11 protein-coding genes and 1 pseudogene are annotated in these 11,149 nt (G+C 48.0%); 4 read left to right on the forward strand and 8 right to left on the reverse strand.

Going from position 1 to position 11,149, the window contains the following annotated elements; translation table 11 throughout:
* Nucleotides 1–108 precede the first annotated feature (108 nt).
* A complete protein-coding gene (locus tag AC2VDX_RS23085; protein WP_378175354.1) occupies nt 109–1,710 on the forward strand; it encodes a DUF3084 domain-containing protein in 1,602 nt (533 codons plus the stop codon).
* Nucleotides 1,711–1,776: 66 nt separating this feature from the next.
* Nucleotides 1,777–2,169, forward strand: a complete 393-nt coding sequence (locus AC2VDX_RS23090; protein WP_378175357.1) for a pre-16S rRNA-processing nuclease YqgF — start codon at nt 1,777–1,779, stop codon at nt 2,167–2,169.
* A gap of 41 nt (nt 2,170–2,210) precedes the next feature.
* Here the strand turns inward: AC2VDX_RS23090 and AC2VDX_RS23095 are convergent.
* Nucleotides 2,211–2,276, reverse strand: a pseudogene (locus AC2VDX_RS23095) (DUF3146 family protein); the annotation flags it as partial.
* Between the two features lie 44 nt (nt 2,277–2,320).
* On the reverse strand, nt 2,321–2,584 hold the full coding sequence (locus tag AC2VDX_RS23100) for a DUF3146 family protein (RefSeq protein ID WP_378175360.1): 264 nt from the start codon (nt 2,582–2,584) through the stop codon (nt 2,321–2,323).
* Between the two features lie 273 nt (nt 2,585–2,857).
* Between AC2VDX_RS23100 and AC2VDX_RS23105 the strand changes: the two genes are divergently transcribed.
* A complete protein-coding gene (locus AC2VDX_RS23105; RefSeq protein ID WP_378175671.1) occupies nt 2,858–4,264 on the forward strand; it encodes a GTP-binding protein in 1,407 nt (468 codons plus the stop codon).
* A gap of 515 nt (nt 4,265–4,779) precedes the next feature.
* On the opposite strand, the gene AC2VDX_RS23110 is transcribed toward AC2VDX_RS23105, so the two are convergent.
* Together AC2VDX_RS23110 and AC2VDX_RS23115 are read right to left on the reverse strand one after the other, a co-directional pair.
* Nucleotides 4,780–5,454, reverse strand: a complete 675-nt coding sequence (locus AC2VDX_RS23110; RefSeq protein WP_378175363.1) for an HhH-GPD family protein — start codon at nt 5,452–5,454, stop codon at nt 4,780–4,782.
* 174 nt (nt 5,455–5,628) lie between these two features.
* On the reverse strand, nt 5,629–7,362 hold the full coding sequence (locus AC2VDX_RS23115) for a mechanosensitive ion channel (protein ID WP_378175366.1): 1,734 nt from the start codon (nt 7,360–7,362) through the stop codon (nt 5,629–5,631).
* 277 nt (nt 7,363–7,639) lie between these two features.
* Here AC2VDX_RS23115 and AC2VDX_RS23120 point away from each other — a divergent pair, with 277 nt between their 5' ends.
* Complete coding sequence (locus tag AC2VDX_RS23120) at nt 7,640–8,095, forward strand: SRPBCC family protein (RefSeq protein ID WP_378175368.1); 456 nt, start codon at nt 7,640–7,642, stop codon at nt 8,093–8,095.
* On the opposite strand, the gene AC2VDX_RS23125 is transcribed toward AC2VDX_RS23120, so the two are convergent.
* The 4 genes from AC2VDX_RS23125 to AC2VDX_RS23140 all read right to left on the reverse strand — a co-directional run bounded on the left by AC2VDX_RS23125 (nt 8,092) and on the right by AC2VDX_RS23140 (nt 11,001).
* On the reverse strand, nt 8,092–8,919 hold the full coding sequence (locus tag AC2VDX_RS23125; protein ID WP_378175371.1) for a SirB1 family protein: 828 nt from the start codon (nt 8,917–8,919) through the stop codon (nt 8,092–8,094). The genes AC2VDX_RS23120 and AC2VDX_RS23125 overlap by 4 nt on opposite strands.
* A gap of 108 nt (nt 8,920–9,027) precedes the next feature.
* The gene (locus AC2VDX_RS23130) at nt 9,028–10,338 is read right to left on the reverse strand and encodes an HlyD family secretion protein (protein WP_378175374.1); all 1,311 of its coding nucleotides are present in this window, start codon (nt 10,336–10,338) and stop codon (nt 9,028–9,030) included.
* Between the two features lie 86 nt (nt 10,339–10,424).
* A complete protein-coding gene (locus AC2VDX_RS23135; RefSeq protein WP_378175377.1) occupies nt 10,425–10,640 on the reverse strand; it encodes a hypothetical protein in 216 nt (71 codons plus the stop codon).
* A 67-nt stretch (nt 10,641–10,707) separates the two neighbouring features.
* On the reverse strand, nt 10,708–11,001 hold the full coding sequence (locus AC2VDX_RS23140) for a hypothetical protein (RefSeq protein ID WP_378175380.1): 294 nt from the start codon (nt 10,999–11,001) through the stop codon (nt 10,708–10,710).
* Nucleotides 11,002–11,149: the final 148 nt, after the last annotated feature.

An 11,149-nucleotide genomic window follows, 5' to 3' on the forward strand; every position in this document is an offset into this window, starting at 1 on the left:
CCTTCCAACCTTTAACCTTGCCGATTTCAGCTTCGATCTTTAATTCCTGTTAACTCTTTCTCTAGCCTGCTATGCGATAGGCTGTAACTGGAATGACTGTAGCAGACAATGACCGACAGTGCGCTCTTCCTGATTTTGTCTATTTTAGTGTTGGGAAGCGTCATCGCAACGGTAGGCGATCGCATTGGCACGCGCGTGGGAAAAGCACGGCTGTCGTTGTTCAATCTGCGTCCCCGCAAAACAGCTGTTTTGGTAACAATTCTAACGGGTCTAACGATTTCTGCCTCAACACTGACGATCATCTTTGCGACAAGCGAACAATTGCGGATTGGAGTTTTTAGACTCCAAGAAGTGCAGAAAAAACTCAAAACAGCGAGTAAAGATATTGCCAAAGCGAACGAGCAGAAACGGAAGACCGAAAGCGAACTTGCCAAAACCGTCGCCCAAAAAGAGCGAGTTGAGAACGAACTCGCTCAAGCTCGCACCCAGCAATCGGTTGCCCAGCAGCGCTTAGATGCGATTAATCGGTCTTTGGCAGCCGCGCTGGCTAAACAAGGTCAGACAGAGGCGCAACTGAATCAAACTCAAAGCGAACTGAGTCGGGTTGCCAGCAGCTTTCAGCAAACCCAAAAACAGCTCGCATCTGTCTCTGGACAAGCGAAGACGCTACGTTCTGAAATCCAACAACTTCAAGCAGAACGCCAAGAACTGCTCCAGCAGCGAAATCAAGTCAGAGCTGAAATTACTGAATTTAAAGCGAAAGTGACTCAGCGCGACCAAAAAATTGCCCAGCAAGACCGAGCGATTAGCCAACGCGACGAGCAAATTGTCCAGCGGGATCAAGCCCTTGTCCAACTTGATGAGAAACTTGCTGCCTTTAGGAAGAGCCTAAGCGATCGCGATGAGCAAATTGTCCAGCGAGACAAAGCCCTGTCTCTACTTGACGAGAAAATTTCTGGACGAGATGAGGTGATTGCCCAGCGTGAAACTCGCCTCAAAGAACTCGAAAAACAACAAGCTTCCCTAGAGCAGGAAGTGGCAACCTTAGAACGATATTACCAGTCCTATCAAACCTTGCGTCAGGGTAGTCTAGCGCTCCTGCGCGGTCAGGTTCTGGCTGCTGGCGTTTTTCGCATTGTCGATCCAGCCGCAGCCCGACAGGTCGTCGAGCAACTGTTACGAGAAGCGAATCGGACAGCGATCAAAGCAACTCGACCCGGTGTCAACAAGGTGGTGAATGAACGGGTCGTGCAAATTACAGAGGCACAGGTAGAGCAACTGATCGACCAGATTCAAGATGGTCGAAACTATGTCGTGCGAGTTTTTTCGGCTGGTAACTATGTCCAAGGAGAAAAGCAGGTACAAGTCTTTGCAGACGCCGCGCCTAATCAAGTTGTATTCCGCGCTGGTGATGTCGTTGCTGCTACATCTGCCGATCCTTCAAACATGACCGACCAGCAAATTCGGCAGCGGATTGACCTGCTGCTTGGAGCATCCCAGTTCCGAGCCAGCCGTGCGGGGATTTTGGGTGATACAGTTCAGGTTGGCGACAATCGAATTGTTAGCTTGATTCGCTTTATCGAGCAGTTGAAAAAGCACAATAAGCCGATTTCTCTCAAAGCAGTCGTGGCAGAGGACGCCTATATTGCAGGACCAATGAAATTAAATCTGGAGGCGGTTGAAGATGGAGAAGTTGTGGTGAGGCTGTAAGCTATTAGTTATTAGTCATTAATCATGAGTTGATGACTAATCGCAATTAACCATTAGTCAATTCAGATGATTTTAGGGTTCGATCCAGGGCGCGATAAGTGTGGTTTAGCCGTAATGGGGAAAGACAATTCTCTGCATTACCACCAGGTTGTACCAGCAGAAGCAGCGATCGCTACTATTCAAACCTTATGGCAACAATTCCCTATCGATACTCTGGTGATGGGCGATCAAACCACTTCCAAAAGTTGGAAAAAGAAACTTCAGCAAGAGTTCCCAACATCGGTGCCGATTGTCCTGGTAGATGAGCGCTACAGTACCTTGGAAGCACGCGATCGCTATTGGCAAATGTACCCTCCCCAAGGTTTAGGACGCCTGATTCCTCAAGGAATGCGGACTCTACCCCGACCGATAGATGACATTGTTGCCATCCTCCTCATCGAAAGATACATGAACAATTAAAAATTAAATTATTCAATTTTTAATGCAAGCATTTTTAATTTTTAATTCTCTACGTCCCCTCCAGGCTCTAGCTGGTAATCTTTCGGTTCTAAAAATCGACCCAGAGGAAATTATTCAATTTTTAATGCAAGCATTTTTAATTTTTAATTCTCTACAATTCTGCCCTGATTGTAAACGCATAGTCCCCTCCAGGCTCTAGCTGGTAATCTTTCTGTTCTAAAAATCGACCCAGAGGTTCCTGAATTAAAGCGCGTCCCAAAGAAGGTGTCACCGACAATTGACCCTGTCGGAAACACCACTGGAACTGCCATTCATATTCCGCCGCCGTGACTTCCCCTGCCAGAAAGCCCCGTTGCCAGGAAAGATGGGTAATTCGGACGTAGGCAGTGGTTTGAGGTAAACGCTTAGAACTCACAATCGCTGTGCCGATCAAATACCTTTAGCAGCAACAATACTAAACTTATGGCGATCGCCTTCGAGATAACATCATTCTCGCAGCTGATACTAAGCTGGCGCGAAGCGTGTCAAAATCTCCCTCTGGATATGGAAGTGCCAGACTAGATAGGTAATGACTAGGATGAAAGAAGAGTAACATCTGAGGACAAAAGGTGCAATTTTGAGTCGTTTATCGTCTGACCGAACCCCAAATGCCAGCCAGTTCCCTTTACAAACCCCGAACGCAACAGATTTGGATCGGGAACTAGACAACGCCATTTTGAGCTTTGATGACATCCAAGCCGAACTGAATTACAAAAAGGCGCAAAATGCTCTGCGAGACTTGGTGGATAATCTAGATCTAACTCCTCAAGAGCGGACGGGACTGGAGTCTGAGATTAACGATTTGGCAACGATGCTGGAGAAGTTAGATCGCTCAGTCGTCCAGATTGCCGCCTTTGGGATGGTAGGACGGGGCAAATCTTCGGTACTGAATGCCTTATTAGGTCAGAACGTCTTTGAAACAGGCCCGCTTCATGGCGTCACCCGCACCCATCAAGGTGCCAGCTGGCAACTGACTCAGGAGAATCAGGCGGGAAGCGTGAGCGATATCCTGCGAGTCACGCTGCCGAGTGCTGGCAATTCCCAAATTGAGCTAATTGACACCCCTGGAATTGATGAAGTAGACGGAGAAACCCGCGAAACCTTAGCCAGACAAGTTGCCAGACAGGCAGACTTGCTGCTGTTTGTCATTTCTGGCGATATGAACAAGGTGGAATACGAGGCGCTGTCGCAATTGCGGGAAGTCGGTAAACCGATGTTGCTGGTATTTAACAAAATTGACCAGTATCCGGATGCCGACCGGATGGCGATTTACCGCAAAATCCGAGATGAACGGGTGCGGGAATTGCTCTCACCGGATGAAATTGTCATGGTTGCTGCCTCTCCCCTGGTGGCGCAGGCGGTTCGCCGTCCTGACGGAACGAGGGCAGTGCAGCGACGACTGGGAACGCCCCAAGTTCTGGATTTGAAGCTGAAAATTCTGGAAATTTTGCACCGGGAAGGCAAGTCTCTGGTGGCGCTCAACACCATGCTTTATGCCGATGATGTGAACGAACAGCTGATTGCTAGGAAGATGCAGATTCGCGATGAAAGTGCGAATCAGATTATCTGGAAAGGGGTGATGACGAAGGCAGTGGCGATCGCTCTCAACCCTGTCACTGTTGTCGATCTCCTCAGCGGTGCCGTTATCGATGTGGCAATGATTCTCACTTTATCTAAACTCTACGGCATCCCCATGACCCAGCCTGGAGCGGTGGGTCTGCTACAAAAAATTGCGATTAGTATGGGCGGAATTAGTGCCAGCGAACTCTTGGCGACTTTGGGACTTAGTTCCCTGAAAAGTCTGTTAGGACTCTCAGCACCCGCAACTGGCGGGGCGTCTTTAGGTCCCTATCTATCAGTTGCTGTAACTCAGGCGGGTGTTTCTGGTGTCTCTTCTTATGGGATTGGACAAGTCACCAAAACTTACTTGGCGAATGGCGCTTCTTGGGGGCCAGATGGGCCAAAAGCCGTGGTGAGTCGCATTCTGACTTCGCTGGATGAAGCCTCAATTTTGAATCGGATTAAGCATGAGTTGAGTGCAAAGTTAGTGAGTTAAAACAAGCGATCGCTCTTTTTCAAAACAAGCGATCGCTAGAACTTTTTAAAGTTAGTTAAATTCATCTAACTCACTTTTAAATACATCGATCAGTTTCACTGATCTTTTGCTTAATTTCGATCAAATATACTTATAATTAACTACTTGCTTTGTGCATAATAAAGCCATATTATGTGAATGTATTGGTCTAACCAAATGCTTGTTAAAAGTAAGTGGTTGGAGCGCAGAGGACAATGTCCTCTGCGCGAGTTTCAGGAAAACACACCTTTATAGGCGGATAAGTAAAATAAGTGATTTAGAGGTGAGGAGCGCGTGGCTTTGTGCCGAGTAGTTAAAATTTCCAAAAAGCTTTTGTAACATGGCGCGATCGCTCTATATAAAGAGCAAGTAGCGTTAAGGTATTAGAGCGATCGCAATTTTTTTAGCATAGAGTTAGCATACAAAATAAAAAACTCGGCAACTTTGAACAAACCGAGTTTCCGATCTAACGATTGACGACAATTGTAGCCTTTGCACTATGAGGCGCTAGATGCTTGGGCAAGGTAATTGCATTGTTGTCGTAGCGGACACTCAACACAGCGAGGATTTCTAGCTGTGCAAACGGCCGCCCCAAAGTCCAAAAGCGCTAAGTTCCACGTTCCCACTTGCGTTGTCGGTGCTGCCTGTTCTGCCGCCTCCCAGAGCAGCCGATCCCGCCCTTTCACCCGACCGCCCTGCAATCCAAAAAAGCGCTCCAAAATCCGGGCAACGTTGGTATCGAGTACGGCGAGAGGCTGTCCAAAGGCATTGGCACAGATAGACCGCGCCGTGTACTTGCCGACTCCCGGAAGCCGGAGCAACTCGGTTTCGCTATTGGGGATGTTTCCTACATCCTGTTCGAGGATGAGTTGCATTGACTGGCGCAGTCGCTCGGCTCTAAAAGAAAGCCCCAGGGGTTGCAAGAAGCTGGTAACTTCTTCTACTGGTGCGGCGGCAAGGTTGTGCAGCGTCGGGTATCGCTCGATAAACGCCTGGTAGATGGGTGCGACTAAAGCCGCATTCGTCTTTTGCAGCAGGAATGCCACGAAGATGGCGTAAGGATCTTTTGTGCGACGCCACGGGAAATCCCGGAGGTGCTGCTTTGCCCAAGCTTTGAGCTGACGGCGAAACCATTTCACTTGGCTCAAATCCAGAGGCTCTATAAATATCATTTCCTGTCTCCTCGGATAGTTAGAGCGATCGCTTTAGCACACCATCAAGTTAAATATGAAGAATTTCCCGCTATATGTATTGCGATTGCCGCCAGTCTTCTACAACCCATCTAACTTTGACTGAAAAGGGCGGACACAGATGCCCACCCTTGTTTAACTGACCGAGAAAACGTGTTATGTGCGAGGCGTTTTATCTTCTTTAAATGATGCCAGCCATTCTCGGACTTGCCCAGCCGCAACATCGCGGCTACCCAAACCGAAAGCAAGCGCGATCGCAACGGCGATCGCTCCCAGTAGCAGTCCAAAAGCTAAGTTAACGATATCGCTAGCAATTCCCATCTGTTGCAGCGCCATTGCTGAAACGAGGGCGATAATCGCAATCCGAGCAGTTTGTCCGAGTATCCGCGATTGGCGAGTACCGGAACTGGTAATCAAGTTAAAGGCGAGGTTAGCAAGATACAGACCAATCGCAAACACCACCAAACCGGCGAGAATGCGACCTAAGATCACCACAATGCCACTTACCAGGAGAGTCAGCGCCGGAATTTGCAGAATGTTGGTTGCTGCTACTGTCGCAAACAGCATGATACCAACCAATACCACAATCCCGGCGAGTTCTGACGGCGTGCGGGTGGGAGGCGTAGGTTCCTGAAGGACGGTTTGTTGTCCGGGAGGCGGCATCTGTGCCTCTGGAGCCGGAGGTAGAATTGGCGTGGCGCGGGTGTAAGGTCTAGGTTGGAGTCCCAGCCAGTAGAAAATATTGTTGAATCCGATGCTGGTGAGGATGTTGGTCACTAACTCTGAAACAAAGTGTCCAACCACATAAGCGATGCCTAGAATCAACGCCGCTGTAAAGATTAGCGGAATCGCGTTGAGAATTTGGGTCAACATGGCGATCGCCGGAACCGAAATTGCCGCAATTCCCAAAGCATTCAGAGCAGCGATCGCGGTCGGAATTAAAATCAGAACAAAGACAACTGTCCCGATTAGCCAGGAGAGCGTCTGTCCGCCGGTTGCCCGTGAAATTCCAAACCTCGCACCCAACCGATCCGTTCCGGTTGCTGTCAGCAGATTCGTGACAATCCGCCGCACCACCTGCGCCAGCAACCATCCCGCTGCACCGATGACAATAGCCGTCAGAATCTTGGGTACTGCTGCCAAAATTTGATCCAGCAGGTTATTAACCGGACCGAGTGCCTGCTGTAGCTGTAGGGCATCTAAGATCAGCGGCAGAAATAGCAAAAAGATGAACCAGTACAGGGCGTTGCCTAAGGTGTCGCTCAGAGAATACTGGTTTGTCGTTGGGGTCGTACTCCCCGCTTGCTCGCCCAACCGTTCGTCTAATCGCAGCGCCCGCAGTCCCCGCGTCACCACTAGCTTTGTCAAAGTTGCCAGTACCCAGGCAATTCCTACAAGAACCGCTGCACTGACCAGTTTGGGGATGAACTGAGTAACTTGCTCTAACAGACTGTTAAGAGGGCCAGCCACCGCTGTTAGTTTTAAAGTCTGTAAACTAGCAACGATGGCAAAGAGCATAATCAGCCAAAACACCACGCTGGAGATCCATTTCTCCACAGGTGGTCCTTCTTCAGCCCCTTGGCGACCCGTAATCCAAGCTGCTAAACGATTATCGATGTTCGTGCGATTCAGCAGTCCTCGCACCGCCGCCGCCGCTAGTGACGCCACGAGCAAGCCAGCCACTAACGCTAGGATCGCCTTAATCAGATCCACTAGCGAACTGCCTAGATTGAGTCCAAGGCTTGAGAAAATATTGTCAAACGAAAAATTATTCGTTGCAGGAGCGGGTTCAGCCGCCGGTATGGGTGTATTCTGCGCTAACAACCCGTTCAACCTGAGTGGCACCTCTCGAAAGAGAGTGAGTGTAATTCCTTGCCAAGTTCCATTCATGGTGTTCTAAGTTAACGTCAGATGGGCAAATATACAAAAAGTTACGCTGCTTAGCAGGAATCGCCAAGACTTATCCTACACGCTGCTAAATTCTCTAGCTGCTGCATTGGAGAATCAAAAACCGACTAAGACAGGATGAGATAGATATAGACCAACGTTCTCAGTTTTCAATCTATCTTTATAGATAAATAAGCCGAAAAAGTCGGATATTTGCGATTTTTAGCGGTGCTTCCCGATTTGCGTTTCTGTAGCGTTTACTCCCAGTAAGCTGTATATTATGTCCCCTACTGAAGTTTTCGAGCAATCTATCCAAATCAATGCCAGTGCAACGGTGGTTGAGCGCTGCATTACCGACAATGCCTTGATGCATCAATGGCTGAATCCGGCGTTGCGGTGCGAACCAGTCGGAGAGTGGCGAACGGATGTGGGGAGTCAAAGTCGGTTTATTATTCAAATTCCCCTATGGCAACCAACTCTGGAAACGGTAGTTGTAAAGCGAGAACCGGGGCTAATTGTCTGGGGATTTGAAGGATTTTTTAAAGGACGCGATCGCTGGGAATGTCAGCCAGAGGCAACGGGAAAGGGCACGCGCCTGCTGAATCGCTTCGAGTTTGAAATTCCCAGTCCCTTAGTGCGTTGGGGTTTTAATACCTTCGCCGCCGCCTGGACGAAAGCCGATATGCAAGCTCAATTGCGACGGCTCAAACGAGTAGCAGAGGAGATGGATCGCTAATAGATATCTTGTTCTATTTGTGTCAGTAACTGGCGAATCACGCCAGCATCCTCCGCATTGGGAAGTATCGCCAGATAAATGTTTAAATCTTGGGATGCCTCTGCCCAGCGCCCCATTTGGAAGTAGAGAAGACCGCGATCGCGCAATTCCATCGGTGCATCTGGGAACAATAGCAAAATCCGTTCCACTGTGGCAAGCGCTTTTGGCAACTCCTGCTGGTTCAGATAAATCATTTTCAGATTCGTCAGCATCCGGGTCAAAAAGCGCCGAGAACTCACGGGTTCTACGAAAGTCGCTTGCAGTTGCACAGATTGCTGGTAAATCTTCGCAAGTCTATCTCTGCAATCTTGCTCAAACAGAATCTCACCGCGATGGAAGGCATCCACGAAGATTCCCACATTCTCAAACTGCGGGCGAATCAGGAAATGTCCCGGCATCCCCACCCCAACCATCGGAAAATCAATGCGTCGTGCAATCTCTAAATAAACTAACGATAGAGCGATGGGGATGCCAGTGCGCCGGTCAATTACATCATTTAAAAAGCTATTGCGGGGATCGTAATAGTTCTGGTTATTTCCAGTAAAACCTAAGTCGTCGTAAAGATATCGATTGATAGTTTGAATCACCCGCAGGGGATACCGTTGGGCAGGTAGGCGTTCTTGTACCTCCGCTGCCATTGTATCGAGGGCATTGAGGTATTCATCCGGGTCGAGGTCTGGATATTCTTCCTGAGCAATGTCCAGAGCAGCTTTTGCCAGATTAATTTGCTCATCTGGCTGATTAATTTCCTGATAAAATGACAGGCGACCCAGCGGCAAGTTCATGGCAATTCAATTGTTTAGCGAAACTATCTCTTTGATTGTAGAAAACAACGCGCATTCTCGAACAGCAACTCAAGGATAATTAGCAAGTCATCAGTGCTAGCCGTCTAATTACAAATCGGTGAGCAGCCTTGCCTTTCTAAGCATAAATGTCAGTACGGTTTCTTCTCTAGAAATAATCTCTGCGGCAATTTCCATCCCTGGTTGAATCGGATAGGGGCGATCGCCTTTGATCAGATTTGTTTTTTCTGGCTGGATGGTTACTTCGTAGGAGGGCGCAACCACAGGGGCGTTGGCGTTGTTACTTTCAGGGGCGATCGCATCAGGAGCGATCGCGCTCACTTTTCCGGTGAGGGTTCCATAATCAGGATAAGGATAGGCAGAAACCCGCATTTGTACCTTTTGCCCCAAAGCAACTTTCCCAATATCCTGAGCCGCCACCCGCGCTTTCACGACGATTGGCGTGTTGCTGGGAGCAATTTGGGCAATCGGTTCCGCTGGACGCACCACCTGAGAGGCATTTCGCAGTTCTAGTTTGAGAATGGTGCCAGATGCTGGGGCGCGAATCACGCTTTTTTGCAGTTCCATCCCGATTTGTTTGAGTTCGCGGGCGTCACCGTTAAGTTGATTTTGGATTTCAATTTGACGCTGAATTAGGGTTTTTCGTTCTTTGTTCAACGTCGCTAAGGTAGATTCACCCTTGGCTCTTTCTTGAGCGATTCGCTCATTGGCAATTGCTACGGGTGCCCCACTAGGATTGAGCGTGGCTTTTGCCCGTTGCAGTCTCGCTTGAGCGGCTTTGAAAGCTTCTTCTTTTTCCTTGATTTGCAGTTGAGCGATCGCACCTGTATTTGCTAGCTGTTGATATTGATTCATCTGCGCCCTTGCTAAGTCCACAGATGCCTGCGCTTCTTGCACTTCTGCCTTAGTTGTAATTTGTTTCTCTTGATAGTCTCGTTGGTTGCGACCCAGATCCGCTTGAGCTGAGGCACTGTTGCGATTCATCAAGTTCCACTCCGCCTTTTGCTGGCTGTCCAGGGCGCTGATTTGAGCCGCGATTTGACTCAGTTGCTGTTGGTTGTTCTGGATATTACCTTGCAGTTGGCTTTTTTTCGTCTGGAGTTGGGAGTTATCCAAGATAGCGATCGCATCCCCCTGTTTCACGACCTGATTCTCTTTCACAGAGATGCTTTTAATCGTTCCTTCTGTTGACGCTTGCACAATTCGCAACTCACCTGTAGGACGCACAACGGCAGCAGCTTTAACAGTAACGTTGTACTTCGTATAAGCGGCAAGCATCACCGCTACCCCAAAAGTACCGACTAAAAACAATCCCCCTAGCGTTGTCCATCGGCTGATGGGAGGGAGAAATTCGTCGCTTGAAACTGAGCGGAGAAAGTCGGGGTTGCTGTCTCTAAGCATGATTAATCCATTCAGTTAATGAGTGTTCTCTATTATGATTGCATTTACTTTAAATAAAGTTTAATTTCTTCGCAATCGTTTATAATTTAAGTGGTCAATGGCTTTTTACGACTTGCCCGCTGTTGTCTAAACTTAACTGATTCATCTGGTGATAAAACTAATACCATTTCTATAATTGATTGTATTGCAACGCGAATTGATGCGATCGCTCTTTCCAAAAATGCTGGGTTTATTGCCCGCTCGACAAGAAAATCTCGTCGCTTGGGACTGGGTTCGTTCAGCAGAAAGATGAAAAAATCCACCCTAATTTTAAATCAGGGTGTGATAGACATGGTTTGACTGAATAGTTGCAGCTACTAAATCGCCGATTCAACTGCTAGTAACTGTCAAATTTCCTCCAGTTCCAGTCAAATTTCCATCTACTAGTGATATTGTTGCTGGCTCTGCTAGTTGAGCTGTATATTTTTTATCGTCAATCGTGAAACTGATGCTAAATGGACTGAGATTGAAAGTGCCATTGGGAATCTCAGACTTCAAATCGTCAAAGTCAAAACTGAATAAATCTAAACCTCCAGCCACCGCCTCTTGTTCCTGTTCGGACAGTTCTGCGAATAGGAATTGGTCTTGAGGTTGCAGATTTGGTTGGTTTTTTGCACCTATCATGATGTTGCCCTCAAAATAAACTTGGCTCTTCCGTAGTTGGTATGCTAAATTTATAGTCAAGAAGCGCCACAAGCTATACTAGCCATGAATTTAAGCCAATTTAGCGTTTATTAAATAGAAAATACAGTCCAAAATCGTTATACCTTGC

It is taken from the genome of Coleofasciculus sp. H7-1 (genome assembly GCF_057473865.1).

Bases quoted from the DNA above. Each gene is read 5' to 3' on its own strand.
- AC2VDX_RS23085 (WP_378175354.1), top strand. From the start codon at position 109: ATGACCGACAGTGCGCTCTTCCTGATTTTGTCTATTTTAGTGTTGGGA.
- AC2VDX_RS23090 (WP_378175357.1), top strand. From the start codon at position 1,777: ATGATTTTAGGGTTCGATCCAGGGCGCGATAAGTGTGGTTTAGCCGTA.
- AC2VDX_RS23110 (WP_378175363.1), bottom strand. From the start codon at position 5,454: ATGATATTTATAGAGCCTCTGGATTTGAGCCAAGTGAAATGGTTTCGC.
- AC2VDX_RS23115 (WP_378175366.1), bottom strand. From the start codon at position 7,362: ATGAATGGAACTTGGCAAGGAATTACACTCACTCTCTTTCGAGAGGTG.
- AC2VDX_RS23120 (WP_378175368.1), top strand. From the start codon at position 7,640: ATGTCCCCTACTGAAGTTTTCGAGCAATCTATCCAAATCAATGCCAGT.
- AC2VDX_RS23125 (WP_378175371.1), bottom strand. From the start codon at position 8,919: ATGAACTTGCCGCTGGGTCGCCTGTCATTTTATCAGGAAATTAATCAG.
- AC2VDX_RS23130 (WP_378175374.1), bottom strand. From the start codon at position 10,338: ATGCTTAGAGACAGCAACCCCGACTTTCTCCGCTCAGTTTCAAGCGAC.
- AC2VDX_RS23140 (WP_378175380.1), bottom strand. From the start codon at position 11,001: ATGATAGGTGCAAAAAACCAACCAAATCTGCAACCTCAAGACCAATTC.